23 protein-coding genes and 6 tRNA genes are annotated in these 25,931 nt (G+C 50.4%); 24 read left to right on the top strand and 5 right to left on the bottom strand.

What is annotated here, in order from left to right; translation table 11 throughout:
* The first annotated feature begins 33 nt into the window (after positions 1 to 33).
* From M3650_RS06790 to M3650_RS06825, 8 genes are all read left to right on the top strand, one after another.
* Entirely contained in the window at positions 34 to 609 is a 576-nt protein-coding gene (locus M3650_RS06790) for a YkoP family protein (RefSeq protein WP_483311732.1), read from the top strand.
* Complete coding sequence (locus tag M3650_RS06795) at positions 597 to 1,394, top strand: polysaccharide deacetylase family protein (protein ID WP_251573492.1); 798 nt, start codon at positions 597 to 599, stop codon at positions 1,392 to 1,394. Before M3650_RS06790 ends, M3650_RS06795 begins: the two co-directional genes overlap by 13 nt.
* 219 nt (positions 1,395 to 1,613) lie before the next feature.
* The gene (locus tag M3650_RS06800) at positions 1,614 to 2,738 is read left to right on the top strand and encodes an outer membrane lipoprotein-sorting protein (protein ID WP_019422584.1); all 1,125 of its coding nucleotides are present in this window, start codon (positions 1,614 to 1,616) and stop codon (positions 2,736 to 2,738) included.
* A gap of 244 nt (positions 2,739 to 2,982) precedes the next feature.
* On the top strand, positions 2,983 to 4,209 hold the full coding sequence (gene alr / locus M3650_RS06805; protein ID WP_251573493.1) for an alanine racemase: 1,227 nt from the start codon (positions 2,983 to 2,985) through the stop codon (positions 4,207 to 4,209).
* Between the two features lie 222 nt (positions 4,210 to 4,431).
* Entirely contained in the window at positions 4,432 to 4,713 is a 282-nt protein-coding gene (locus M3650_RS06810) for a CopG family ribbon-helix-helix protein (protein ID WP_019422582.1), read from the top strand.
* Positions 4,714 to 4,716: 3 nt separating this feature from the next.
* Entirely contained in the window at positions 4,717 to 5,067 is a 351-nt protein-coding gene (locus M3650_RS06815) for a type II toxin-antitoxin system PemK/MazF family toxin (RefSeq protein ID WP_019422581.1), read from the top strand.
* Positions 5,068 to 5,671: 604 nt separating this feature from the next.
* The gene (locus M3650_RS06820) at positions 5,672 to 5,830 is read left to right on the top strand and encodes a hypothetical protein (protein WP_251573494.1); all 159 of its coding nucleotides are present in this window, start codon (positions 5,672 to 5,674) and stop codon (positions 5,828 to 5,830) included.
* A gap of 254 nt (positions 5,831 to 6,084) precedes the next feature.
* Positions 6,085 to 8,310 (top strand): Tex family protein, encoded by a 2,226-nt coding sequence (locus M3650_RS06825; protein ID WP_483311730.1) that lies wholly within the window; start codon positions 6,085 to 6,087, stop codon positions 8,308 to 8,310.
* A 140-nt stretch (positions 8,311 to 8,450) separates the two neighbouring features.
* Here the strand turns inward: M3650_RS06825 and cmpA are convergent, their stop codons facing one another.
* Together cmpA and M3650_RS06835 are read right to left on the bottom strand one after the other, a co-directional pair.
* Positions 8,451 to 8,570 carry a cortex morphogenetic protein CmpA gene (gene cmpA / locus M3650_RS06830; RefSeq protein WP_019422578.1) on the bottom strand — a complete coding sequence of 40 codons (120 nt, stop codon included), beginning with the start codon at positions 8,568 to 8,570 and terminating at the stop codon, positions 8,451 to 8,453.
* A 266-nt stretch (positions 8,571 to 8,836) separates the two neighbouring features.
* Positions 8,837 to 9,190, bottom strand: coding sequence for a hypothetical protein (locus tag M3650_RS06835; protein ID WP_019422577.1), 354 nt, complete (start codon positions 9,188 to 9,190; stop codon positions 8,837 to 8,839).
* An 89-nt stretch (positions 9,191 to 9,279) separates the two neighbouring features.
* Between M3650_RS06835 and M3650_RS06840 the strand changes: the two genes are divergently transcribed.
* From M3650_RS06840 to M3650_RS06905, 14 genes are all read left to right on the top strand, one after another.
* Positions 9,280 to 9,798 (top strand): SprT family protein, encoded by a 519-nt coding sequence (locus M3650_RS06840; protein WP_251573495.1) that lies wholly within the window; start codon positions 9,280 to 9,282, stop codon positions 9,796 to 9,798.
* Positions 9,799 to 9,854: 56 nt separating this feature from the next.
* Complete coding sequence (locus M3650_RS06845) at positions 9,855 to 10,676, top strand: uroporphyrinogen-III synthase (protein WP_251573496.1); 822 nt, start codon at positions 9,855 to 9,857, stop codon at positions 10,674 to 10,676.
* A 96-nt stretch (positions 10,677 to 10,772) separates the two neighbouring features.
* Positions 10,773 to 10,848, top strand: a tRNA-Asn gene (locus M3650_RS06850).
* A 6-nt stretch (positions 10,849 to 10,854) separates the two neighbouring features.
* Positions 10,855 to 10,943: transfer RNA gene (locus tag M3650_RS06855), tRNA-Ser, on the top strand.
* A 130-nt stretch (positions 10,944 to 11,073) separates the two neighbouring features.
* Complete coding sequence (locus M3650_RS06860; protein WP_251573497.1) at positions 11,074 to 13,320, top strand: helix-turn-helix domain-containing protein; 2,247 nt, start codon at positions 11,074 to 11,076, stop codon at positions 13,318 to 13,320.
* Between the two features lie 351 nt (positions 13,321 to 13,671).
* Positions 13,672 to 14,637, top strand: coding sequence for an ABC transporter permease (locus M3650_RS06865; RefSeq protein WP_019418968.1), 966 nt, complete (start codon positions 13,672 to 13,674; stop codon positions 14,635 to 14,637).
* Between the two features lie 14 nt (positions 14,638 to 14,651).
* Complete coding sequence (locus M3650_RS06870; RefSeq protein ID WP_251573498.1) at positions 14,652 to 15,548, top strand: carbohydrate ABC transporter permease; 897 nt, start codon at positions 14,652 to 14,654, stop codon at positions 15,546 to 15,548.
* A 53-nt stretch (positions 15,549 to 15,601) separates the two neighbouring features.
* Positions 15,602 to 17,290 carry an ABC transporter substrate-binding protein gene (locus M3650_RS06875; protein WP_251573499.1) on the top strand — a complete coding sequence of 563 codons (1,689 nt, stop codon included), beginning with the start codon at positions 15,602 to 15,604 and terminating at the stop codon, positions 17,288 to 17,290.
* 230 nt (positions 17,291 to 17,520) lie between these two features.
* Positions 17,521 to 18,747, top strand: a complete 1,227-nt coding sequence (locus M3650_RS06880; protein WP_251573500.1) for an alpha-L-fucosidase — start codon at positions 17,521 to 17,523, stop codon at positions 18,745 to 18,747.
* A gap of 312 nt (positions 18,748 to 19,059) precedes the next feature.
* Positions 19,060 to 20,427 (top strand): magnesium transporter, encoded by a 1,368-nt coding sequence (mgtE, locus tag M3650_RS06885; protein ID WP_036702852.1) that lies wholly within the window; start codon positions 19,060 to 19,062, stop codon positions 20,425 to 20,427.
* Between the two features lie 159 nt (positions 20,428 to 20,586).
* Positions 20,587 to 20,661, top strand: a tRNA-Glu gene (locus M3650_RS06890).
* Between the two features lie 52 nt (positions 20,662 to 20,713).
* Positions 20,714 to 20,789 (top strand) — tRNA-Lys (locus tag M3650_RS06895).
* Between the two features lie 46 nt (positions 20,790 to 20,835).
* Positions 20,836 to 20,921: transfer RNA gene (locus M3650_RS06900), tRNA-Leu, on the top strand.
* Positions 20,922 to 21,262: 341 nt separating this feature from the next.
* Positions 21,263 to 21,348: transfer RNA gene (locus tag M3650_RS06905), tRNA-Leu, on the top strand.
* A 140-nt stretch (positions 21,349 to 21,488) separates the two neighbouring features.
* On the opposite strand, the gene M3650_RS06910 is transcribed toward M3650_RS06905, so the two are convergent.
* Together M3650_RS06910 and M3650_RS06915 are read right to left on the bottom strand one after the other, a co-directional pair.
* Entirely contained in the window at positions 21,489 to 21,899 is a 411-nt protein-coding gene (locus M3650_RS06910) for a GNAT family N-acetyltransferase (RefSeq protein ID WP_251573501.1), read from the bottom strand.
* Positions 21,900 to 22,061: 162 nt separating this feature from the next.
* Positions 22,062 to 22,256 (bottom strand): hypothetical protein, encoded by a 195-nt coding sequence (locus M3650_RS06915; RefSeq protein WP_251573502.1) that lies wholly within the window; start codon positions 22,254 to 22,256, stop codon positions 22,062 to 22,064.
* 212 nt (positions 22,257 to 22,468) lie between these two features.
* Here M3650_RS06915 and M3650_RS06920 point away from each other — a divergent pair, with 212 nt between their 5' ends.
* A complete protein-coding gene (locus M3650_RS06920) occupies positions 22,469 to 22,573 on the top strand; it encodes a hypothetical protein (protein ID WP_019422970.1) in 105 nt (34 codons plus the stop codon).
* Positions 22,574 to 23,180: 607 nt separating this feature from the next.
* On the opposite strand, the gene M3650_RS06925 is transcribed toward M3650_RS06920, so the two are convergent.
* Positions 23,181 to 24,347 carry an ROK family transcriptional regulator gene (locus tag M3650_RS06925; RefSeq protein WP_251573503.1) on the bottom strand — a complete coding sequence of 389 codons (1,167 nt, stop codon included), beginning with the start codon at positions 24,345 to 24,347 and terminating at the stop codon, positions 23,181 to 23,183.
* A gap of 249 nt (positions 24,348 to 24,596) precedes the next feature.
* On the opposite strand from M3650_RS06925, the gene xylA reads away from it, so the two are divergent.
* Positions 24,597 to 25,910 (top strand): xylose isomerase, encoded by a 1,314-nt coding sequence (gene xylA, locus M3650_RS06930; RefSeq protein ID WP_251573504.1) that lies wholly within the window; start codon positions 24,597 to 24,599, stop codon positions 25,908 to 25,910.
* The last annotated feature ends 21 nt before the right edge of the window (positions 25,911 to 25,931 follow it).

Here is a 25,931-nt window from a genome sequence, read left to right on the forward strand (position 1 = left end):
ATTGTATTGAATGTGTTTGCATCGACTTCGAAAGTGTGTTTGCAATCTTTATGGATGATGTGGGAAAGCGTGTTTGACATGTTCACCAGATTACGTAGTGTATCCGTATCCCAATATGGAATATGCAAGCTGGTTGTAAGGCGGCATCGTGGGAAAAGCGTGGAATGTAATGACGGCCATTGGGTGCATTCCGGAGATTGGGTGGGAGAGCTCCATCTTGATAATAGACAAGTGCTGCAGCTGTCTCATTCCGTCGGGCCGGATCGGGCAGCCTTGATGACGGCCCGTATGTTGCGTAATTCACTTAAACAGATAAGCTTGGCAATGGACAGCACGCCCGAACTAGCGAAAGTCAAAGCATTAACGGGCATCACCTTGCTCCATCGCGGAATAATATATGGACTGGGCTTTGAGCTGCACCCGATGAAATCCAAATGGTTCCAATGGTTTTCGACATACTATCTTCGTTTATTGCTAACGGTTTTGCACCCGGGTGGCAAGCGAAGAGTCAAGCAAAGCACAGAGAAGCTTAACCCGATGATGCTGATGATGACGAAGCAGGCTTTAATGGAACGTTATCGTAAAGAAGTGATTCCATGCAGAAATTGACGATTACTTTAACCATTCTACTCCTTTTATTTATTTTCATTTATATGGTGATTCCTTTTATTATTACGAGAATATGTGGCATGGGCGTGTTCAGAAGAGGAAAACATGGGGCACAGATTGCTTTTACATTTGATGACGGTCCTGACCCCCTGTATACTCCTAAGCTGCTTGATTTATTACAAGAGCATGGAGTTAAGGCAACCTTTTTCGTACTTGGCAGCAAAGCCGAGAAATATCCGGAGCTGACGAGGCGAATATATCGCGAAGGCCATCAAATCGGTATTCATAACTATACGCACCTGCCCAATTGGTTGATGACACCGTGGCATGTCAGACAGCAGCACGTCGAACGTTCGGCTGATATTGTGGAGCGCATTATCGGGGAACGGCCTGCCTTTTATCGGCCTCCGTGGGGCATATTGAACGCAGGGGACCTTCTCTATTTGCGCAAGTCATATCAGATCGTGCTCTGGTCCGTTATGGGATGGGATTGGAAGCGAGCTGTGGATGCGGATCAATTGGCACGAAGATTAATGAAAAACATCAAACCCGGATCCATTGTGCTGTTGCACGATAGCGGCGATACGATCGGCGCAGACGAAGCTGCTCCGCAGCAAATGCTGGAAGGACTGCAGGACGTTCTCAAGGAGCTGCGCTTGAACGGATATCAATGCGTGCGCGCGGATGAGCTTCAGGAACGGAAATGTGCCGGTTATGGAAATGGCAAAGCTGTAGACATAGGACACGTTCATGTTAAAGTGGCGCTGCATCGCAATTATAAATAACACATGGCATGGGGGAGCCTTCAGGATCCCTCTTTTTGCGTCTGGATACATGCGAGTAAGCCGCGTTAGACATGGTCTTGCAACATGCGATGTACGGCGTGAACTTGTCACGCTTGTCATGCTAGTCTGCATATTTGGCCAAGAACCCACATAGACATGTTATCAGTGATGAGGAGTACACCGAATCGAAGAATATTCAATGTCAGAGGGGATGATCTCATGCGTCGGATCACGTGGATATTGGCCATCGTGATAAGTGTTGCGATTCTGGTAGTCGGATGCGGGAAAAAGGATGCAACCGCCGTGGTTCAGGAATTGGATCATGTGATGAGCAAGCTGGAAAGTTATGAAGGGATCGGCACGATGACGCTGCATTCCGGACAGCAGCCGCTCGAGTACTTGGTGGAAGTCCGGTATCAAGATCCTTCCTACTATCGGATCGTGCTGACCAATGAAAAGAAGGACATCAAGCAGGTTGTACTGCGCAACGAAGAAGGTGTCTTCGTGTTGACGCCAAGCTTGAACAAAATCTTCCGCTTCCAAAGCGATTGGCCGGAGAACCAAGGTCAAGTGTATCTGTATCAGACGCTGGTGCGCAGCATTTTGTCAGACAATGGCCGCCAATTCGCTACTGATGGAGACAGCTATGTGTTTGAAGTTGCCGCCAATTACCAGACTGACTCGCTCGTACGGCAGAAGATATGGTTGAACAAAAATGACTATGCGCCGAAGCAAGTGCAGGTTACCGACTCTGACGCGCAGGTTGTCGTGGAAATGAAGTTCAATCAATTTGAATTCGGCAAAAAATTCGACAAAGATTCATTTGATATGCAGCGCAACATGACCAGCATGAATCATGCGTCGATCCCGACCGGAGCCATCGATTCGAAGGACGGTGCTGGAGAGGCAGCCAAGGAAACGACAGCGCCAGTAGGCGAGTCGGGAACGAAGGAGACCGGAACGGATCCGGCAGTTGATCCGCAGAAAGAGTCGTCCGAGGAGCTTGGGCCATTCGGCTTCATCGAGCCATCTTATCTCCCGGAAGGCGTGGCGAAGAAGGACGATATGGAGATTACGGACAGCAAAGACCACTCGGTTATGCTGCGCTACACCGGCACATACAACTTTACGATTTTGGAATCGCGTCCGAAGGATATGGAAACGGGCCTGATATATGGAAAAACGCTTGATTTAGGATTTACCGTTGGTCATTTGACCGGGGATGAGCAGAAGACGTTCACTTGGATGAGCGACGGGGTGAAGTACCGGATGACGAGTGCGGATCTGCCGGAAGCAGAGATGGTGAAAGTGGCGCAATCAATGGTGGATCAGCCAGGGAAATAATGAATAGGAAATAGCCAGCCCGTATTCTGTAGACCATTTCAGAGTATGGGCTACGGTGTTTTTTTTTGTGACAGAGCTGGATTCAATTGGTAAGAAATCGGAACATATTCTCTATATATGTGGTTATTCCCTTAGTAAGGAGTGGAAAAGCCGTTTTTGCTTAGTTGACAGTCTCCTATCCGGCCTTTAACATAGGTTATTGACGATTGAACGGGAGAGATAGGGAACGGAGAAGGTGACTGACTTGGAAACGTACTTTCGCCCAACGCGTGCTGAGATTTCACTCGACGCTTTACATCGCAACATGCAGGCTTTTCGCGACGCGCTGCCTGCTGCGACCCGATTGAGCGTCTGTGTCAAGGCGAATGCGTACGGTCACGGCGCGGTCGAAGTGGCGCGTGCCGCAGAACGATTCGGTGTGGATTATTTAAACGTAGCTTTCCTGGAAGAAGCGATACAACTGCGACGTGCAGGTGTGCGCACTCCGATATTGATATTAGGCTATACGCCGCCTGAAGGGGTTTCAGCGGCTTACCAATATAATATTACACTCAATATTTTTTCCGAGGAATGTATCCGGGCGCTTGAGGCAGAGGCTTCATCGCTCAGTGCGCAGCACGGCGGACGAATATTGAAAATTCATGTGAAGATTGATTCCGGTATGGGACGCCTCGGCATTCGCACCCCAGGGGAAGCGATAAGCTGCATAGAGCGGTTGAACGCCATACCTGGCGTGGAGGTTGAGGGGGTATTTACTCACTTCGCCTGTGCCGATGAAGCGGACAAACGCTATTCCGAGCTGCAGACGACGAGATTTCAAGCTGTACTCGAGGCGCTTGCGGCACGACATATTTCGATTCCGATTATTCATGCAAGCAACAGTGCCGCAGCGATCGACATGCCGGGTTGGTCTTACGACATGGTTCGCGTAGGAGTCAGCATATACGGATTATATCCTTCCATAGAAGTGAACCGTTCCTGGATCGAGTTGGAGCCGGTGCTTACATTGAAGACGAAGGTCGTTCATACGAAGACGGTACCGCCAGGTGAAGGCATCAGCTATGGCGTTCACTACTACACGTCGAATGACGAGCGGATTGCAACGATGCCGATCGGTTACGCGGACGGGTATTCCCGCTTATTAAGCGGCAAGGCGAGCATGCTCATCCGCGGCCAGCGCGTGCCTGTCATCGGCCGGATCTGCATGGATCAATGCATGGTCTCTTTACAGCCGCTGGGCGAAGCCGCCATCGAGGTCGAGGCTGGAGAAGAAGCCGTGCTGATCGGCTCCCAAGGGCAGGAGCGGATTACGGTAGAGGAGATTGCCGAACATTTAGGCACAATTAACTATGAAGTTGTGTGCATGCTAGCGCACCGTGTGCCGCGCCTGTACATGGCGCAGGGGAAGCCGGTGCAGGTGTTGAATCCGTTGTGTGCAGAGCCGTTTGCAAAAGATTTATCAGTAAAATAATGGTATTTAAGGGAGTGGAACCATTTACCGTATGTCATTTTTTAAAAGATGAAGGATTTTTATGTCTAAAGCGCGAATAAGTAACTGGTATGCAGCTGTTTTTTTGCTTGCGTGTGCAACATACTCCATCTGCATCAGGCATATATATGCTTTTGTATAAATTTTCTACGGAATCGACATAATGGTAAATAGGCAGGAAAGGTTTTGGGGGTGCGAGGACAGGTGGCGAATATTCAGAACACCAAACGAATCATGATCAGCTTGCCCGACCAATTACTACAAGAAGTGGACGGCATTGTCGCTATGGAGAAATCCAATCGAAGCGAATTTATTCGACAAGCAATGAAATTATATTTAAACGAGCGAAAAAAACGACACATCCGTGAATCCATGCAGCGCGGCTATATGGAGATGGCCAAAATCAATTTGACGATGGCGTCTGAGGCTTTTTATGCGGAAGAAGATGCGGATGGCACTCTCGGCCGTTTGGTTAGCGGGGTGTAGACATTGATTGTAAAGCGCGGTGACGTATTTTTTGCGGATTTATCGCCCGTCGTAGGATCAGAGCAAGGCGGGGTTCGTCCCGTCCTCGTGATACAGAACGATATCGGCAATCGATTTAGTCCGACGGTCATCGTTGCTGCGATTACGGCTCAGATTCAAAAGGCGAAATTGCCAACCCATGTGGAGATTGATGCGGAAACGCACGGCTTTGACCGCGATTCGGTCATCTTGCTGGAGCAGATTCGCACGATCGATAAGCAACGGCTGACTGACAAGATTACGCATTTGGATGAAGAGACGATGCGAAAGGTCGATGAAGGGCTACAAATTAGTGTTGGTTTAATCGACTTTTAGAGGATGTCCAACACGTGTTCTTTTGATCACGAAGCGTGCCTTGAAGCAGACTTAACATCGTATTTTGCACTCACCCTCGAAGTCCGGTGCTCATGTAGGTTCAACCTGCAATCCGCTCCTCCTTCTATGGGTTTTTGCAATCTTCAAGGTACTTAAAAGTTTACTTTTGGACACAGATCATTAACAGTTTTACGAGTTTTTTAGGAGAACGAGGGCAGCCTCGTTTTTTTATTTTTGCGCGCCTAACCAAGCTAGGCACAACTAGCCGGTGAGAGTCCAGTCGAGGGAAGAGCCAAGTCGCCTCGTAGCTGACAGGCAACTGGTGGAGCTCCTAGCCCAGAAGGGACAAGAGAGAGCCGAGCCTCCTCGAATCGGGCGAAGGCCAAGGAATGAGTGAAGCACTTGAAGAAACAGCGCGGAAAGCCCTTTACTCTACACCCTTTCATTCAGAATGGCGGACTTCCCTCTCCTTTGAAACGAGAATAGGTTGGCTTCTGTACAATGGCCCTTAGCTCCACTCTCCCATACAGTCAGAAAGGGGATTGATGGGGATAAGGCATATGCCGTTTTGTATAGATACCATGCCATGAAGCGGCCGCTCAGGATGGCAGTGAAGCAGAATCGTCAATGGGCGTGCCGCCTCCTGAAGGATGGGGAGAATGAAGCAAAGGGGCGGATGAAGCGATTCACCGTCAGTCTGATTGCGTCACTGCACGATTATAGCGCATGGTCCATGATGAAAAGACAATGTCTTGCTGTTTGATAGATATCGCTTATTTTACAAAGGCCTCGATAAAGGTTTTCTAATTTGTAAAAGGACAAGCAGGTTCAGTATCACTGGCGTGTGACCTTTGCTCTGGAAAAACGGGCTCTCTTTTGCGACAATAGAATATAGGGTCTTAGGCAGAGGAAGTATGGTATCGGATAGCTGCATCACATAGCTATGGACATCGATAGAACCTGTACATTCGGTAGACGAATACGACACTGATTCGGATTACGGAAAGGAAGGAAACGATGGCAGTACAAGACACCGTAATGGAATTGACGGCGCTGGAGCCGTTATTGGAACAAATGAAACAGGACGAGCCAAAGCGCTTATTGAAGCAGCTCGCTCAAGAATTATCACTCAGCTTGAAGCAGGTGGAGACGACGGTCGGCCTCTTGGACGAGGGGAATACGATTCCATTCATTGCGCGTTATCGCAAAGAAATGACCGGAGAGATGGACGAGAATCAGCTTCGTTCGTTGGAAGAGCGTCTCGGGTATGTACGCGGGCTGGAGGAGCGCAAGCGTGAAGTGCTGCGTCTTATCGCCGAGCAGAGCAAGCTTACAGAAGAATTGCAGCGCTCCGTTGTCGCAGCCGTAAAGCTGCAAGAGGTGGAGGATCTGTACCGCCCGTACCGCCAGAAGCGGAAGACACGAGCTAGCGTAGCGAAAGAACGCGGGCTGGAACCGCTTGCAAGCTGGATGATGAGCTTCCCGAAGCAAGGTGATGCGCTAATGGAAGCGGCGGCCTATGTGAATGAAGAGAAGGGCGTGTCTACGCCGGAGAATGCCGTCCAGGGCGCCCTGGATATTATCGCTGAGAGTATTGGCGACGAGCCGAACATTCGCGCTTGGGTGCGGCGCTTCACGATGGAGCACGGCGTGCTCCGCACCGAGGCGAAGGATAAGGAGCAGGAATCTGTATACGAGATGTATTATGAATATGTCGAGCCGGTCCGCAAGCTGCCCTCACACCGTATTTTGGCCATTAACCGCGGGGAACGCGAAGAGATTTTGAAGGTAGCGCTCGACGTGCCTATAGAGCAGATTATTGCTCATATGGAGAAGAAGGTCATCAAGAGCGCATCTGTAGTCACGGACTTGTTGAAGGCGACGATTGAAGATGCTTATAAGCGGCTCATCGCTCCGTCCATTGAACGGGACGTCCGCAACGAGTTGACGGATAAGGCCGAAGAGCAGGCGATTCAAGTGTTCGCCCAAAATTTGCGCAGCCTGCTGCTGCAGCCGCCGGTTAAGGGCAAGACGGTACTTGGAGTGGACCCGGCGTTCCGGACAGGCTGCAAGCTCGCTGTCGTCGATGAAACGGGCAAGATGCTCGAAGTGGCTGTCACGTATCCGACCGCCCCTCACCACAAGACAGCGGAAGCAGAGAAGATGTTCAGCCGCCTCGCCGATACATATGGTGCCCAGCTCGTCGTCATCGGGAACGGGACAGCGTCGCGCGAGACCGAGCAGTTCGTGGCGAACTGGATGAGCTCCCGCAAGGATCGGACACTGCAGTATGCCATTGTGAACGAGGCGGGCGCCAGCGTTTATTCGGCTTCCAAGTTGGCGCAGGAGGAATTCCCGGCGCTTGACGTTGCGGAGCGAAGTGCTGTCTCGATTGCCCGCCGCATGCAGGACCCGCTGGCAGAACTCGTGAAGATTGACCCGAAAGCAATTGGCGTCGGTCAATATCAGCATGACGTTGCGCCGAAGCGGTTGGAAGAGAGTCTGGGCGCCGTCGTGGAATCAGCAGTCAACCATGTCGGTGTTGACGTGAATACCGCCTCGCCATCATTATTATCGTATGTATCCGGCGTTAACGCGACGTTGGCGAAAAATATCGTCAAATACCGGGAGGAGAACGGGAAGTTTACCGAGCGCCGTCAACTGCAGAAGGTGCCGCGATTAGGGCCGAAGGCGTTTGAGCAGTGTGTCGGCTTTATGCGTATTATCGAAGGCGATCACCCGCTCGACAAAACGCCGATTCACCCCGAATCGTACCGTGTCGTCGATCGGCTGTTCACCGAGCTTGGACTGCGGCTCGACTCCATTGGAACACCAGAGCTGGCGGAATCGCTGCAGCGCGCGGACGTCTCTGCCTTGGCGGAGAAGCTGGATGTAGGCGTTCCGACGTTGAAGGACATTATCGACAGCTTGCTGCGCCCAGGACGCGATCCGCGCGAGGAGCTGCCGCCGCCAATTTTCCGTACAGACGTACTGCAGATTGAAGATTTGCGGCCGGGCATGGAGCTTAAGGGAACGGTGCGGAACGTAATCGATTTCGGCGCGTTCGTCGATATCGGAATTAAGAATGACGGTTTAGTGCATATTTCACAGTTGAGCGACCGTTATGTGAAGCACCCGCTTGATGTCGTCTCCGTCGGCGATAATGTCACGGTATGGGTACTTCAAGTGGACGTGAAGAAAGGACGCGTCGGTCTGACGATGAAGCGTCCGAACATAGAATAGCGAACCATTCATAGCCCCCGTCCGGAAGTGCGGCTCTTATGCGAGTCGTAGCGCTCACGGTCGGGGGTTTGACTTTTCATTTGTGACGGTCAGGCAGCTTTACTTCCGATTTCCAGGCTCTTCGCGCGTAACGAATGCATTTACGAATGAACACGCGGCTTCGAACGATAAAAAAACCAACACTCATTCAACAGTTTGATTTGACGGCGGTCTTTTTTATGAAAGGCGCGCATCAATTGATTGCACAACCATTGCGGCATGAGCATCCCTCCTTCGACCGGGGACGAGAGATTCGTCGTTGTAACGCTATCTTATGGGCAAATGCCGATTTTGGTGCAGGTCCGCTTGCAAAAAGCCGGGCGACCCGCTCAAATGGCAGTGTTCCGGCTAAATGCACTTGTATAGCGATGCAGCCTATGTATTCCGAGCATAGAAAAAAAGCCGCCGCTTCATGCGGCAGCTCTGTTCGTCTGCTGAGAAAAAAGTATTGTTACATTGTTATAATGGCAGCTTGTCCATACGTGGCCTAACCTTCGTATTCTTCTTCGTACCATTGCTCCATCTGCGCTTGCAGCGCCCGGATCTCCGTCAAGAGAGCGATAAGCGGATACTGATCCTCTTGAATGGAGGCGAAGGCGCGCTCCAATCGATTCACATAATCCAATCCGCTAATTATCGTATCTTCTTCCCGCAGCAATTCCAGATGATCGCATTCCGCGATCGCAGCAGGCAGCTTCGGCACACCTGAGGCGGTGAGCTTGCCAATCTCCTTATACAATCGCAGATTGAGTGCGCTCAATTGGTAGGCATAATCGGAAGGCATTTCGACAAATTCCAATGTCCCTTCACGTTGAAATAGAACATAGCGCATCTTCGGCATCCGTATTCCCTCTCTTCTTCCGCAATTCTACTCTTGACAGTGTACTGAACTTCCAGTACAAATTCAAGTAGGAAGTAGGGTGATTCACAATGCAGGAGTCGAACGAGCGATTGCAGGTCTGGATCGAACAGGTGTCGATCCGGGACTTCGGTAAACCGTTTCGTCACCGGGCCCGGTACAACGCCAGACTCAAGTCAACGGGAGGACGCTACTTGCTCAAGTCCCACGATATTGAAATCAATCCGAAGCAGCTCGCAGAGAACGGAGCGGAGGAAGTGGAGCGGATCATCAAGCATGAACTGTGCCACTATCACCTGCATATTGAGGGAAGAGGGTATCGTCATCGGGATAAAGAGTTCAAGGAGCTGCTGCAAGGGGTAGGCGGATCGCGCTATTGCAAGGCTTTGCCGGGTACTGCGCCGAAGCGGACCGAGCCGTACCGCTATCGCTTGGAATGCGTACATTGCCAGCAGACCTATTTGCGCAAACGAAAGGTAGATGTGAAGCGATACGTATGCGGGCGCTGCCGCGGACCTCTGCGGCTGCTTGCCCTAGAGGGGCAAACAGCGAGGGGAAAGGGAGCAAGGGACACTGGGGCTAGAACGTAAGGCTTTGCGGCCTGCGTGCGAGGCATTATGGAACGGAGAAGAGGAGGAATACGTACATGGCGAAATGTGAAGGCAAGGTCATTGCGTTAACGGGGCCGCGTAAAGCGGAAGAAATGGCGACGATCGTCTCCAAGCAAGGTGGGACGTCACTTATTCGGCCGACACAGGGCACGATGTTCGAGCAGTTCGAGCATTTGGAGGCCGAGGTGGACAAGCTGATTCATGAGCCGATCGATTGGGCGATCTGGACGACCGGAATGGGAGTGGACAAGCTCGTCGAAGCCGCACGAGCAGCAGGGAAGGGGGATGCGCTGCTTGCCAAGCTTGCTCAGCTCCGCCATGCAGCACGGGGCTATAAGACGGTTAATGCGCTGCGTCGCTTAGGGCTCGCGGTGGACGTGCGCGATGATGACGGCTCGACGCTTGGATTAATACGCGCATTGCGATCGGGCGGCGCTGAACGCTTTGCAGGGACCCGCGCTGCCTTGCAGCTGCACGGAGACCCCGCCCCGGCTCTGGTACAATTCCTACAGGAGGCTGGTGCTGAATCGGTGGAATTGATGCCATACCGGCATACCCCGCCAGAGGATAGCGTGCTCCGGCAGCTCACCGAGGAACTGCTCGAAGGGAAGATCGACGCCGTGGCGATGACCAGCGCTCCACAGGCGCGGTTCTTGTTCGCGTATGCGAGAGAGCAGGGGCTGACCGGGCAACTGCTTGAAGTCTTTAAGGAGCGGACATTAATGGCTGCCGTCGGCAAAGTAACGGCCGCCGCCATCGCAGACGAAGGTGTGGAGCGAATTCTTGTTCCAGAGGAAGAACGGATGGGAGCGCTTATCGTTACGCTATCCCAATGGTTTGAGCAGCAGTATAGCTGAACCGGAATACAGTACGGGAATGAATGAGGGAAATAGGGAATTTCATTCCCGACACTTGACACCATTAAGTGTTCATGATATATTAATAATTGTCTTTCCCTGATAGCTCAGTTGGTAGAGCACTCGGCTGTTAACCGAGTTGTCACAGGTTCGAGTCCTGTTCGGGGAGCCACTTTTTGGAGAGGTACCCAAGAGGCCGAAGGGGGCGCTTTGCTAAAGCGTTAGGGTGTAACAGCCGCGAGGGTTCGAATCCCTCTCTCTCCGCCATTTATGGAACATATAAAGTCCCGTGAGGGATTTTTTTGTTTACCAAATATGTAAGCGTTTACTTTATAAGGGGGCGAACATCCCTCTCTTTCAATCCTTGCTGTGGAATTCGAAGGAGGAACATTACGTTATGGCCAAACGATGGTTTTACCGCTTATTGCTGTCGTATATGCCTGTATTTATTATTGTAGTCAGCTTCCTATTCTTTGTGTTCTTTCAGACGTTAAGCGAACAAAGCCGCAAAGATGCAATTCAGTCGAATTCATCGCTCCTCCTTCAAGCTCTTCGGGCCACGGACGCTTCTTTGAAAGATATTGACCAAATGGTCGTCTCCGAAGTGTTGAATGCGCCGGAGCTGGAACAATATTTCCACGGCAAGAAAAACAATGATGTCGCTTTACATATGCGCATCAAGAAGCTCATGAAACGGATCAGCGCCAGAAATCTGCTTATCGATACCGTGTATCTCGTCCGGTTTCAAGATGAAACGGTGCTTAGCGGCAGCAGCGCCTTCCCCATCCGCGAATATATGGACAAAGACTTCATCGATGCACACCGCCATATCCGCAGCAATGAATATGCTTGGGTCGGTGCGCGCCCCTTTAAAGAATATGACTTTCAAGATGGAAAGTCAGTCGTGTCGCTCGTGCGCCACGTGCCTTTAACCGGCGGAGGAGACGGAATGATCGTCGTGAACGTCGCCACAGCCTCCATTCAATCCTTAGTTCAAGAGTGGTATGCCTCCGATTTGAATGCCGTCAGCATCCGCGATCGATTAGGTGTGAATTTACTGGATTATGATACCGATAACCCTAGCGTTTCACCTTCTTACACGGTTGTATCGGACTATATGTCGCCTTATACGGGGTGGATTTTTGAGAGCGGGTTTCAGAAGGGGAAAGCTTTATTACGTATTGAGGAATGGTTCAATGTATGGATGATTGGCGGCATGATGCTGCTCCTCGCCGCGATGGGTTGGATTGTGTACATCACCCACCGCCATTACAAGCCAGTCGCGAATCTGGTACAGCGGGTCAATACCATTGCCGAGACAATGTCCTTCTTGCAATCGGACCAATCGCGCTGGGATGAATTTGCCGTCATCGAATCCGCTCTCGATCGAATGTTTGCCGAGCGTGATGAGAGTGCGGAACGAGGCAAGAAGGATGCCATATTTCTGCGCAATTACGCATTTCGGCAATGGTTGGACGGCAGCTATGAAGAGCATCCGCTTAATAAGGAAAATAAATTGGATGTTCCGTTGGATTCAGAGCGTTGGTGCGTCATCGTCGTGGTCGAAATCGATCGGTATCTTTCGTTCACGAAAGCGTATTCCCGGCGGGATCGCTTCTTGCTTCAATATGCTATGAAATCGGCCTTTCATGAAATAGCTGCAGAGTATGAGTGGAAGGTGTGGGCCGATTGGTTGACGGGGGAACGGCTCGTCATGCTTTGGCAGCCTGCGTCCGCTCAGACGGAGCCTCAGCATGCTGCCCGCAAAGTTGCGGATGTGATGGAACAGATGCTGCCTTGGATTGAAAATTATTTGAAATGGACATCTACGGCAAGCGTCAGTGATGTTGCCGCTTCTATCCATAACATTCCGCAAGCGTTCGCCCAGGCGCTGCGATCGTTAAGCCGCAAGATGACCTGCGGGATGAATCGGGTGCTCATAGAGAAGGAGCATCAGACAGTGGGTGTTGATGTGACGCCGCTTACCCGAGCGCTCGTGCATAGCGTTGCGCAAGGAAAGGGAGAGTGGCACGAACGTCTGCTGGAATGGATTCAAATGCTGCAAGCGGCAAGGTATACCCGTCAAGAGGTCGTACAGGCTTGCACACAGCTAGACGCGGAAATGAACAAGCGGATGAAGCTGATGGTGCGAGCGAGTGATTCTCTTCCAGATGCAACGAGTTGGATGGAGCAGATTGACGAATGCGAAACGCTGAAGGAGCTTGAACAGATGCTGTCCGAGCTGCTGAAGCAGGCGGAGCAACGGCTTGCTGTTGCAGATGCGGAGCATTCCGCCGCGTTGATACGTCAGATCCAGGCGTACATCGAAGCGAACTATGCGCATCCTCAGCTGTCGCTGGACCATTTAAGCGAACGGTTCCAAGTGCCGCCAAAAACGTTAAGCAAATCGTTCAAGGATGTGACTGGCGAGAAATTCATTGATTTCCTCATCCACATCCGCTTAGAGCATGCGAAGCGGATGCTTCGGGACAGTGATGCCTCCATTCAAACGATAGCTGAGCGGGTAGGCTATGGCGGAGCAGTATCCTTCAGCCGCGTATTTAAGAAAGTGGAAGGGGTTGCTCCAGGAGAATACCGCGCCGTCATCTCGGCGCAGGCTGCAGCCTTGACACGCGACAAATAATTGAAAGCGCCGAATATCGGCATTGGGCTTCTGATCGAGCCCGGTGTTGGTAGCAACGGCGCTTTTTTTGTGATGAACAGGCGGGATTGCGAAACATATCAAGCAGGCGAAAATCATCTATTGTTACCAATAAATCCTTGCCGGGAGCGGGTTAGACGGTGTGGCGAAATCCGTTAAGCCTTAAGAAAACGGTTGATTGTAATGGCATCATTTCGTCTTTTATAATCAAGGCAACCCGGGAGGCTCGATACTATCGACGCCGCAAATATGAACTGGCTCAATAATGAATCCTCTTTTGTAATCGGTTGCAAAAGGGGTGAGTTTGCAAAAGGGATGAAGGAGGAATGAACTATGGCAAACGTCACGCCCGGAACTGCCTCCCGCCGCCTGACGACATCGCGCTTCGCGTTTGCCGACGGTGCCGGTAAGAAAATGAAGAAGCATTGGCAACTATATTTGCTCGTTTTTCTGCCAATCGCTTACATTATCATTTTCAAGTACGTTCCGATGGGCGGAGTGCTCATCGCCTTTAAAGAGTATAACGTCGTAAAAGGGATCTGGGAGAGTCCGTGGGTAGGGTTTAAATATTTCGAGCAGTTTTTGAACTCACCCTACTTCTGGAATTACATCCGTAATACCATCGTGGTCAGTCTGTACGGATTGTTAGTCGGATTTCCTGCCCCCATCCTATTGGCACTGTTTTTGAATGAGATTAAGAACGGTTTCTTTAAGAAGACCGTGCAAATGGTTACCTATGCCCCTTACTTCATTTCTACCGTTATTATGGTATCCATCATCATCGTTGCCCTTTCTCCGAACGTCGGCATGCTTAATAACATTTTGCGCCTCTTCGGGTTCGAAGGCATCGATTTTATGGGAAGGCCGGAGTTGTTCAAATCGATTTATGTCTGGTCTGACGTATGGCAATTTACCGGTTACGGCGCAATCATATACATCGCAGCTTTATCTGGAGTCAATCCGGATCTGTACGAAGCTGCCAAGGTAGACGGCGCGACGCGCTTCCAGAAGATTTGGAATATCGATTTGCCGAGCATATTCCCCGTCATGGTCATTTTGCTCATCTTGAACGTGGGCAGCATGATGAGTCTCGGCTTCGAAAAAATGTACCTCATGCAAAACCCGCTCAATTTAGAGTCTTCCGAGATTATTTCAACTTACGTATACAAGGTCGGCTTGTTAAATGCGAATTTTAGCTTCTCAACAGCAATCGGACTATTTAATTCCATCATTAATCTCGTACTCATCGTGACGGTCAATGCGATTGCGCGCAAGCTGTCAGAGTCGAGTCTGTGGTAAAGGGGGCAGCATCCATGAATAAACCCGCTATTCGCGAGTCGCTTCCTGACCGCCTGTTTCTCATATTTGTGTACGTCGTATTAAGCGGCGCGCTGGTCATCGTTTTATTCCCGCTGCTGCATATTTTGAGCGCTTCGTTCAGTTCGCCGCAGGCTGTCAACTCGGGTCGCGTATGGTTGTTCCCGGTTGATTTTACACTGGCCGGATATAAAGCAGTTTTTGCGAATCCGAATATTTTGACCGGTTACGGCAACTCGCTCTTCTACGCCGTGACTGGCACGTTCGTGAACGTCGTCATGACCGTACTCATCGCGTATCCGTTATCTCGTCGCACGTTCTACGGACGTCACATCATCATGATGCTGCTCGTCTTCACGATGTTGTTCGATGGCGGTCTTATTCCGAACTATATGGTTGTGAAGTCGTTAGGAATGATCGATACCCGCTGGGCCATGATTATTCCAGGCGCATTGGCTGTCTTCCAGGTCATTATCGCCCGTACGTTCTTTCAGACGAGTATTCCGGAAGAATTGGCTGAGGCATCGGAGATTGATGGCTGCAGCGACGTCCGCTTTATTACAAGTGTCGTGCTGCCGCTATCGAAACCAATTATAGCTGTCATGACGCTAATGTACGCCGTCGGCCACTGGAACTCTTATTTTGGCGCTCTCATTTATTTGAAATCGCCGGATATGTTCCCGCTGCAAATCGTGCTGCGGAATATTCTTATCCTGAACACGGTCGATCCGACGATGATGGCGAACGTGGATGATATGCTGCAGCTGCAAGGCATGTCAGAGCTGCTGAAATATTCGCTTATCGTGGTGGCGAGCGCTCCGGTGTTGATGATTTATCCTTTCGTGCAAAAGCACTTTGTAAAAGGAGTCCTTATCGGTTCATTAAAAGGTTAATCTCTGCCAGATTACAACTCAATTCGAGAATATAAAAGGGAGGGTCTTGTAAGATGAAATTGAAATGGACGACGATGCTTGCGGTATTGCTGTGCGCCTCACTGCTCTTGGCGGCTTGCTCCAGCGGTTCGGGCGGCTCTGGCAAAGAGGAAGGAAAGGGAAATGCCGCTGCGAACGAAGTGGCGAATGCCGGCGAACTATTCAATCCGGTAGGAGAATATCCGATTGCAAAAGAGCAGATGACACTTAAGATGTTCGCGCCGCAATCGGCAGCGATAGAAAATTTAGAGACGAACGAATTCACAAAATTTGTCGAAGAGAAAACAAACATTAAAATTAAATGGGACGTTGTGCCAGAGGGTGCCATTGAAGAGAAGAAGCAATTGATGATGGCAAGCGGAGACTATCCGGAAGTCATTCTCGCCGGCAACTTCTCCAAGGCAGACCAGATGAAGTACGGACAGCAGGGCGTATTTGTTCCGTTGAATGATTTAATTGATAAATATGCTCCGAACATTAAGCAGGCCATGTCGGAAATTCCGTACTTGAAGGATGCGATGACGACGCCAGACGGCAACATTTACACGATCCCGAAAGTGAACGAATGCTATCACTGCACCTATGCTTCGAAAATGTGGGTGAACCAGAGCTGGCTTGATAAGCTTGGATTGAAAATGCCGGAGACGACGGAAGAGTTCTATCAAATGCTGAAAGCGTTTAAAGAGAAGGACCCGAACGGAAATGGCAAAGCAGATGAAGTTCCGCTCACTACGGCAGGGAAAAAGGACATGTGGGGCGGCGGCTTGGATGCCTATTTGATGAACGCTTTCATTTATAATGATGCCAATACGTATATGTATATGGATAATGGTGACATTAAGTTTTCTCCGAATCAAGAAGCATGGCGCGAAGGATTGCGCTTTATCAATAAACTGTATGCTGAAGGGCTTATCGATAAAGCTTCCTTCACCCAGAACGCCGATGCCGTCAAGCAAATCGGCAACAAGCCTGACAATGTGATGGGAGCCGTGTCCACGGCGCTTATCAGCTATGTATACAATCCGAACGAATTGACGCCTCGCCATAAAGAATATGTAACGGTACCACCGTTAAAAGGACCGAACGGCGTGCAACTGACCGGATACTTCGTCGGCGCTGGCAACGGACAGTTCGCGATTACGAACAAAGCGACACCAGAGCAGCAGATTGCGGCGATTCGCTTTGCAGATTATCTGTACACCGAAGAAGCAACGGTGTATACGAGCATGGGCAAGGAAGGCGATGGCTGGCACAAAGCGAAGGAAGGCGAGAAGACGGCTGACGGTCAACCTGCGCGCTTCAAGCAAACGCCGAAGCCAGGCGTATCGCAAGTCCAGAACGGCACTTGGCAGGAGCTCGGCATTATGAAAATGACGAATAAATTACGCGATTCCTTTGCGGTGCCGGATGATATGTTCGCGGAAGACGGCTATGGCCTTCGCCTGCGCAACGAGTCGAAGAAATATGAACCGTTCGCGAAGCCGGAAATGGCTTTCCCAGCAGACGTATTTATCGCAGCCGAGGACGCTTCCTTGGTGGCTCAACTGCAGACGTCCATTAGTGACTATGTCGAGTCCAACATGGCTCAGTTCATTACCGGCAGCAAAAGTTTGGATAAGGATTGGGATGCGTATGTGAAAGGCTTCGACGGCTTGCAGCTGCCGAAATATTTAGAGATTTACAGCAACGCTATAAAAAAATAAAGGTTAGCTTTATACACTATCCGCCGGTGTTATGCTGCCGGTGGATAGCTGCTTGACAGCGCGCACATTTTCATGCTTCCATTTGCTTATTGATGAAGGATTTAACTCCACTATCTCGAAGTCATAAGAGGTTCTTGCATGGTGCAGAACGACTTATAATGTTATCGAAAACACATGCTTGTCGCAACTGTCTGACCACATTACTAATTTGAAGTAAGGGAGAGGGCGTTATGACGAAGACGAAGCTGGCTTTGCCTACCCCGCAGCAAATAGCGTGGCAAGACTTGGAATTGGGGATGTTTTTTCATTTTGGGATCAATACGTACTGTGATCAGGAATGGGGAGAAGGAACTGATTCCCCGGAATTGTTCAACCCGGCGCAGCTGGATGCGCGGCAATGGATCCGCACGGCCAAAGTGGCCGGATTCAAATATGTCATCCTGACGGCAAAGCATCACGATGGGTTCTGTCTGTGGCCGACGAAGACGACTGACTATTCGGTGAAATCAAGCCCATGGAAGAACGGTCAAGGTGACGTGGTGCGTGAAGTGGCCGATGCGTGCCGGGAAGAGGGCATGCTTCTAGGGTTGTACGTATCTCCTTGGGACCGCAATGCAGCGTGCTATAGAGATCCTGCTGCTTACGACGACTTTTATGCGGAACAGCTCACAGAGCTTTTGACGGGTTATGGGCCGTTAGTGGAAGTCTGGTTCGACGGAGCGGGCTCGGAAGGCCGCCAATACGATTGGCCGCGCATCATTGGTCTTGTGAAGCAACATCAACCGGATGCAATGATTTTCAATATGGGTGCGCCGACGATCCGTTGGGTGGGCAATGAAGACGGAGTCGCTCCGTATCCGTGCTGGAACACTGCTGAAAGCGCTCGCGTGAGCATGTTCACGAGCGACATGAACACGTGGATGGGAGCCACGCCGGAATGGGTTCCTGCGGAATGTGATGTGCCGATTCGGGCGAGACATTGGTTCTGGCACCCGAATGATGAGAGCAGTCTGCATTCATTAGACCATCTGATAGACTTGTATTACCGCTCCGTTGGTCATGGGACAACCTTGCTCCTGAACGTCTCGCCAGATGACCGCGGCCTGCTGCCCGATTGTGATGTAGAGCGCGTACAGGAATTCGGAACGGAAATCCGCCGCCGATTCGGACAATGTATTGCCGAGACGACGGGCGCAGGAATGGAAGTTGTACTCGACTTGGGAGAAAAACAGGCGATCGAGCATGTCATTGCGATGGAAGACATTGCGTATGGGGAGCGAGTCCGTGCTTATGTGGTGGAGGCCCGGGTTGACGGGGAATGGAAGGCGGTAGCGCAGGGCAGCGCGATTGGGCACAAGAAGATCGATCGGATCGAACCGCTCGAGACCGCTAGTATCCGCCTGCGTATAATCGAATGCATGGAAGAGCCAATGATTCGCCGCTTGGCCGTATATTGATCGGGAAAATAATGAGTCGGAGAAAAAAGAAGCAAATCGATTACAGAGGCAGGAATGCTGCCTTACGATATCGAATATAAGACAGGGCAAGGATTTACTGCGAATTCATTCGTGGTTATTCCTTGCTTTTTTTCATACACTATGAGAGCTTGAACTGGATTTATCATATGTCCTAGTTCGTGAATATTGCGTAGTGTATTATTGAACAGGGGTTCTATGTCATTGGATATAGGGTAAGAAAGAGTATTGCAGGAGGTGAGCGGCGTGAGCGATAAATTATCATCAGATATCAATCGTGACGACGGCGACAACATGAAAGAAAAGAGAAAAGCCCCCTCTGAACCGGAAGATATCCTCGAGGAAGCGGACCGCATATTAGAAGGTACGACAGAAGAGGTGAAGCGGGAGCTGCGTTATTGGCAGCCGTACGACTTGGCCGTCGTCTATCGCGATGCGAAGATGACGAAGCGATCTCACTTGCTGAGTGCTCTGGAAATCGATCAGTTGACGGAAATGATCCGCGAGCTGGACCCGGATTTACAGCTTGAAGCGTTTCAGATGCTCGGGCGCGAACGCGCCGCCGAAGTGCTGAACCGGATGGATAATGACGACGTCGCCGATATGATGGCTGCCGTTAGTCTGGAAGCGAAGGAATTCCTCCTCTCGTTGATGGAACGGGAAGAGAGCGACACGGTGCGTCACTTGCTCACCTACGAGCCGGAGACGGCGGGCGGTCTGATGACCAACCGTTACGTGTGGTTCTATAACCGCTACACGGTGCGGGAAGCGGTGGAGAAAATTAAGGCCTTCGCAGAGCTGACGAAGCATGTGCATTATTTCTATGTAGTAAACGAACAGAAGCGTATCGTCGGCACCTTGTCCTATCGGGAGCTGGTACTCGCTCAGGAGAATGAAACGATACAGGAGCTCATGAACGAGAAGGTTATTTCCGTAACGGCAGACACAGACCAAGAAGAAGTGGCGAAGCTGTTCGAGCAATACGACTTCCTGTCCATGCCGGTCGTGGATGCAGATGACAAGCTCATCGGTATCGTGACCGTCGATGACGTCATCGACGTCTTGCGGGAAGAGGCGCATGAGGATATTAACAAGCTATCAGCAACCGACAAGACTATCGATTTTCGCACGAATGCAGTAACCGCAGCACGGCGCAGGCTGCCATGGCTCATTATGCTGCTCTTTCTCGGACTCGTCTCCGGCAGCATTATAAGCCGGTTCGAAGAAACGTTACAGCAGGTGGTGGCGTTAACATTCTTCATGCCCATGATTGCCGGAATGACAGGGAATACAGGCACTCAATCACTAGCTGTCGTCATTCGTGGATTATCTTCCGAAAATATAGACAAAGCTATCGTTCGACGTCTGTTATGGCGCGAACTGTTCGTAGGACTTATTATCGGTATGGTATGCGGCGGATCCGTGGCCTTGGTGGCGGGAATATGGCAATCAAGTGTAGCGCTCGGCCTTGTCGTCGGATGTTCCTTGTTTCTCACTGTCATCATCGGGACGATGGCCGGGACTGTCATTCCGCTCATTTTGTACAAATGCAATGCCGATCCAGCCGTAGCGTCCGGGCCACTGATTACGACGTTGAATGACATCTTTTCATTAACTGTTTATTTCGGTACGGCGACAGTATTTTTATCGTATTTAGTGTGACCGTTTGAGGAAGCGCAGGTAACACGGGTGGTGTCTTATCAGCACAAAAACATTTTGCCAATTGGTAAAAAAAGTTTTGAAAAAAAAGCTTGTCAACGTTCATGCCGTTTGTTATACTCTTAATTGTCGCCGCAGAGGTGATGATGAAAGTGTGACTATGGCCCGTTGGTCAAGTGGTTAAGACACCGCCCTTTCACGGCGGGAACACGGGTTCGAATCCCGTACGGGTCACCATTTCTTTTACTTGAAATGAATCATGGCGAACAGCAATGTTCAGTCAGCATGAGAGCCATTAGCTCAGTTGGTAGAGCACCTGACTTTTAATCAGGGTGTCGAAGGTTCGAGTCCTTCATGGCTCACCAGTTATTCTCTCGTTGGAGATGCTGGTAGCATATTTCCCTAAAATGTGCGGTAGTGGTGGAATGGCAGACACGCTATCTTGAGGGGGTAGTGGGCGTACGCCCGTGGAGGTTCGAGTCCTCTCTACCGCACCATAACCAAGCAATCGCAAAGCCTAAATAAGGCTTTTTTTGTTTTTGGGAAGAAGTGCGGGATGGGGTCCGAACTCCAGACAATTTGATAAGACGGAAATCAAATAAATGTCATTCGCGAGCAGCGGGGGCATTGCCCCTAGGTTTTATCCCGTTCCGATCGGGACCATCAGGACGCCTTACATGTCTATTCGTAAATACTGTCAGCGTTTTCGTAACGCAGCTTCTCGGATTTGATGGTCTCAGTTGTTTTGGAAACAGTCGTTGCGGAGGAACGCTCCACTTTACAAGAGCTTCAAATGATGGTATATTAATTGTTGTCCTCTTCATGAGGGATTAGATGTGCGGTAGTGGTGGAATGGCAGACACGCTATCTTGAGGGGGTAGTGGGCGTACGCCCGTGGAGGTTCGAGTCCTCTCTACCGCACCATACATACTCAAAGTGTATCCCTTGCATAGGCAAGGGATTTTTTGCATGCACATATCTGCTCACATGCCGTGAAAAAAGTAAAATAGACCTCTTCCTTGAAAGGATGGTCTATTTCTAGTCTGCATGAAGTTGTCAGCTGCCTAGTATCTTCTATACATGCCTAGAGACTTGGGGTGCGTATAATCGAAGCCAAACCTCTTGTATAAATGATCGGCGGGGACATCCGCTAGCAGGCTGACATAAGATTTATCAGGCGCATTGTTCTCTAAGTAATTGGTGATTTCCGTCATGATCAGTTTCCCCAACCCTTTGCCTTGATAAGAAGGGGCAACCGCGATGTCTACAACTTGATAAAAGCAACCGCCGTCTCCGATGATTCGGCCCATGCCTACGAGTTCGTCTTCATGTCTCAATGTGACTGCAAAGATGGAGTTTTTCAAAGCGATTTCGGCTCCGATTAAGCTTTTGGCACTAAGACCGGCAGCGACTCGCAAAGCGATATATTCCTCTGGCGTAGGCGCTTCGTGAAAAATATGTATGTTTGGACTCAATTGAATGAACCTCCTAAATAGATATGAATTCTGTTTCATTATACAGGATTTTTTTGTAAATACGATACTATAAACACGGAGCTTTAGAATCAAGATGCTGCAAGCAGATATACAAAGCCGCCAGCGGATGCTGGCGGTTTTCGTTCCGCTTCATATCCGGGGTTATCGCAGCAAGGACAGCAAGGCGATAATTTCAACCAGCCGGATTATGCGGTTTCTTCTGCGGCGTCCGGTAATAGAACTCAACACCAGAAAATCGGTGCCGACCGAGGTCAGTCTTCCAGTAAAAGTGCCTTTTCTGGTGGTGACCCGCACATTGTGTCCACAAAGACGAAGAGCTTTGTCGCGAAATGTCATGCTTCACAGCCCCTTTTCCCATAAGATAATATAATTGAATACACGTTATCATATGTGAGTTGTTGCTCATGCGAGTGGGTGGACAAACTACAGGCTGGCAGGGCAGAAGCGCAAATTTGATGGATATGGGCATTTAAAAGAATCTTTTTGTCACAGCAGGCCATACAATAACAACGCAAGTACACTTTAATAACGGTGAAGGGGGACATTAAATGAGCGACATTGCTGGAAGATGTGGTGGTTTCTTTACTTCTACAGGCGTAATTTTGGTTCTCTTCATTTTGTTGGTAATCGTATTGCGTTCCGGCTGGTTCTAACCATACACCGGGGAAAAGCCGGGATGTTGATTCCGGCTTTTTTGACATGAAGGAATGTTTAAGTTCTATGCAGTGATTTTTCAGCAGGTTTGCGAGCAATGATGCGAGTGTCCAGTCTTTTGAGCCATTCTCCCTTTGATTCAGAACTAACGCAGGTCAGACACAAAGGATGAACTTGCCCAACACTGGAAAACATACTGTTCTAGAAGAGTAGCCAGGTAAACGAATCAGTTTCTGATGGGATGGGACAAGGGGTGGAATGCTTGTGCGCCACATCTTCTGACGGGATGGGAGAGTGAGGCAAAGGGCAAAGCGGAAGATAGAAACATAACATCTAGTAACATCTAATGCCTCATTAGACGAGTCCTCCACGTGTCTCTAGGAAATTGCAAGCGTTATTTATATGTTGCGCCATACCGCTGCTCTAACCATGGTGCAGGAGGGGGCGGCGCGTGCTATCATCCCGATCTGGCACATGCATATGCCCATTTATGGTGGCATCCGGAACATACTTTAGGATACAAGCATGCGATCATTCATGAGATTGAACGCAATCGAAGGCCGCCTCCTCTTCAATCAGACGGACAGTAGACGGCCCTTTGTGCGTTTATACGGACACTTTAGTTCGTCCGACGAACGATTGAATGACCTGATTGGCCGCGCCAAGCACGGTCGAACGCTGCTGCAGCGAGGAAAAATGAATTTGCAATCCATGCTGATGCGATTGGAGTGTACGTTGTTGCACCGTCCGCAGAAGCGGCTTGCGGATCCAACGTTCGGCTTGGGTGAGCTTGTTACCGATAATGACTAGCTCTGGGTTAAACGTGTTAATAATATTGGCGATGCCGACGCCCAAGTACTCACCAATCTGATGCAGCGTGTGAAGCGCGTTCGGCTCATCCTGCTCAGCAGCTTGCATGATTTCTTCCAAGCTATGATAGCTCACGTTCTTGCCAGCTTCTGTAATCGCCTTCTCCGAGGCATACAGCTCCCAGCAACCCCGGTTACCGCAGCTGCATTTGCGGCCGTTCGCTTCAATCGTCATATGCCCCATTTCGCCAGAATAGCCGTATGCGCCCTTGAACAATTCCCCTCCGATAATCGTTCCGGTACCGATGCCGGCCCCTGCGCTGATATAGACGAGATGCTGCGCTTTCTCGCCTGTGCCGTACTCCCATTCGCCGATGGCGCCTGCGCGGGCTTCATTGTCGACAGTGATGATCGCCCCGGGAAACCGCTCCTCTATAGCCCGTTTCAGCGCAACGTTCCTCCAGCCCAAGTTCGGCGCGAACAGGACGTTGCCTTCTTCATCGACCATTCCCGGCGCCCCGATGCCGATCCCTATCGTGCCGTAAGGCGCGTCGGGAGCTTGGCTGCGAAGCGCAGTGATCGTATCGCATAGGCTGTCGATCACATGCTCCGATTCATTGCTGCGGATAGGAATGTTGGCTTCCTCCAGCACAATCTGTCCTGATAAGTCGCATAGGATTGCCGTGAAGCTTCCTATGCCTAATTCGATGCCAATGGTATAGCCCGCATGGCGGTTGAACAACAGCATGAGCGGTTTTCGTCCCCCGCTGGATTGTCCCGGACCGATTTCGAGCACAAGCTGCTGCTCTAACAATTCATTCACTAGATTCGAGACGGTCGCCTTGTTGAGACCGGTCATCGATGCAACCTGCGCACGCGAGATAGGGGCATGAAGCTGGATAGCTTCGAGTGCGATCGAGGTGTTTATTTTTTTTACGAGAGCTTGATCACCGGTGACCTTCATCTTGATACCTCATCCTTTATCGATACAACTTTATTTATGCTCTAAATTTACAATGTCAATGATTATTAGTTTAGGAGGGATTGCTCATTTAAGCAAGTTTTTTATAATTAGGCTGTGACGGGTGCAGCGAGATGATGGGAGATAAGTCGAAATTATAATATTTTTCCTACTTAGTTTAATGGATATACAAAGTTATTAAATTATGCTAGGATGAGGGTAAAGTTTTAATTCAAGAGGAGGCACCTGCAGATGAGCTACTTTGCAACCGTTAACAAGATTGAGTATGAAGGCCGCCAATCGTCCAATCCTTTCGCGTTCAAGCATTATCGTCCAGATGAGATCGTGATGGGCAAGCCGATGTCGGAGCACCTGCGCTTCGCGATGGCATATTGGCATACGCTGACCTATGGGGGAACGGATCCGTTCGGAGACGCCTTGATGGAACGCTCCTGGAATCGCCTGTCGGGAATGGATTTAGCGAAAGCGAGAGTGGAAGCCGCATTTGAATTTATGGAAAAAGCAAATCTAGACTATTTCTGCTTCCATGATCGTGACATCGCTCCGGAAGGCGATTCGCTGCGGGAGACGAACCGGAACATTGACGTGATTGTCAGCATGATGAAGGAGTACATGGCATCGACCGGGAAGAAGCTGCTGTGGAACACGCAGAACATGTTCACGAATCCGCGCTTCGTGCACGGTGCGGCAACGACGTGCAATGCGGACGTCTACGCGTATGCTGCTGCGCAGGTGAAGAAAGGGCTGGAAGTCGGGAAGGAGCTCGGCGCCTTGAATTATGTATTTTGGGGCGGGCGTGAAGGATATGAGCTGCTTCAAAACACGGACATGAAGCTCGAGTTGGATAATATGGCGCGTCTGTTCCATATGTCTATCGATTACGCAAAAGAGATTGGCTTTGATGCTCAGTTCCTAATCGAACCGAAGCCGAAGGAGCCGACGAAGCATCAATACGACTTTGATGCGGCCACCACACTCGCTTTCTTGCACCAATACGGCCTGAAAGAACACTTTAAGCTGAATCTCGAAGCGAACCATGCGACATTGGCTGGCCACACCTTCGAGCATGAGCTCCGCGCAGCTCGTATCAACGGCGCGCTGGGCTCACTGGACGCGAACCAGGGCGATCTGCTGCTCGGCTGGGATACGGATGAATTCCCGACCGATTTGTATACGACGACGTTGGCGATGTATGAAGTGCTGATGAACGGCGGATTGGGACGCGGAGGCATCAACTTTGACGCGAAGGTCCGGCGCGGCTCGTTCGAAGCGGAAGATCTGTTCCTTGCCCACATTGCTGGAATGGATGCGTACGCGAAAGGCTTGAAGACAGCGGCCAAATTGCTGGAAGACCGCGTGTTCGAGGACATGATTGCCAATCGTTACTCTAGCTTCCGCGAAGGGATCGGTCAGGATATCGCTTCAGGCACGGCCACGCTCAAGTCGTTGGAAGAATATGCGTTGAATCATGATATCCGCAGAAATGTGTCCGGACGTCAGGAGCATGTAAAAAGTATCTTGAACACGTACCTGTTGGCCGAGTAGCCAAGGCATGGCGCGATGAAG

The organism is Paenibacillus sp. MER TA 81-3, assembly GCF_023713585.1.
Taxonomy (GTDB): Bacteria; Bacillota; Bacilli; order Paenibacillales; family Paenibacillaceae; genus Paenibacillus_B; species Paenibacillus_B profundus.

Excerpts from the sequence above, each read along its gene's own strand:
- xylA (WP_251573504.1), top strand. The coding sequence starts at position 24,597 with ATGAGCTACTTTGCAACCGTTAACAAGATTGAGTATGAAGGCCGCCAA.
- M3650_RS06800 (WP_019422584.1), top strand. The coding sequence starts at position 1,614 with ATGCGTCGGATCACGTGGATATTGGCCATCGTGATAAGTGTTGCGATT.
- M3650_RS06840 (WP_251573495.1), top strand. The coding sequence starts at position 9,280 with ATGCAGGAGTCGAACGAGCGATTGCAGGTCTGGATCGAACAGGTGTCG.
- M3650_RS06860 (WP_251573497.1), top strand. The coding sequence starts at position 11,074 with ATGGCCAAACGATGGTTTTACCGCTTATTGCTGTCGTATATGCCTGTA.
- M3650_RS06825 (WP_483311730.1), top strand. The coding sequence starts at position 6,085 with ATGGCAGTACAAGACACCGTAATGGAATTGACGGCGCTGGAGCCGTTA.
- mgtE (WP_036702852.1), top strand. The coding sequence starts at position 19,060 with ATGAAAGAAAAGAGAAAAGCCCCCTCTGAACCGGAAGATATCCTCGAG.
- M3650_RS06915 (WP_251573502.1), bottom strand. The coding sequence starts at position 22,256 with ATGACATTTCGCGACAAAGCTCTTCGTCTTTGTGGACACAATGTGCGG.
- M3650_RS06865 (WP_019418968.1), top strand. The coding sequence starts at position 13,672 with ATGGCAAACGTCACGCCCGGAACTGCCTCCCGCCGCCTGACGACATCG.
- M3650_RS06880 (WP_251573500.1), top strand. The coding sequence starts at position 17,521 with ATGACGAAGACGAAGCTGGCTTTGCCTACCCCGCAGCAAATAGCGTGG.
- cmpA (WP_019422578.1), bottom strand. The coding sequence starts at position 8,570 with ATGCCGCAATGGTTGTGCAATCAATTGATGCGCGCCTTTCATAAAAAA.
- M3650_RS06845 (WP_251573496.1), top strand. The coding sequence starts at position 9,855 with ATGGCGAAATGTGAAGGCAAGGTCATTGCGTTAACGGGGCCGCGTAAA.
- M3650_RS06820 (WP_251573494.1), top strand. The coding sequence starts at position 5,672 with ATGGCAGTGAAGCAGAATCGTCAATGGGCGTGCCGCCTCCTGAAGGAT.
- M3650_RS06795 (WP_251573492.1), top strand. The coding sequence starts at position 597 with ATGCAGAAATTGACGATTACTTTAACCATTCTACTCCTTTTATTTATT.
- M3650_RS06835 (WP_019422577.1), bottom strand. The coding sequence starts at position 9,190 with ATGCCGAAGATGCGCTATGTTCTATTTCAACGTGAAGGGACATTGGAA.
- M3650_RS06875 (WP_251573499.1), top strand. The coding sequence starts at position 15,602 with ATGAAATTGAAATGGACGACGATGCTTGCGGTATTGCTGTGCGCCTCA.
- M3650_RS06920 (WP_019422970.1), top strand. The coding sequence starts at position 22,469 with ATGAGCGACATTGCTGGAAGATGTGGTGGTTTCTTTACTTCTACAGGC.
- M3650_RS06925 (WP_251573503.1), bottom strand. The coding sequence starts at position 24,347 with ATGAAGGTCACCGGTGATCAAGCTCTCGTAAAAAAAATAAACACCTCG.
- M3650_RS06870 (WP_251573498.1), top strand. The coding sequence starts at position 14,652 with ATGAATAAACCCGCTATTCGCGAGTCGCTTCCTGACCGCCTGTTTCTC.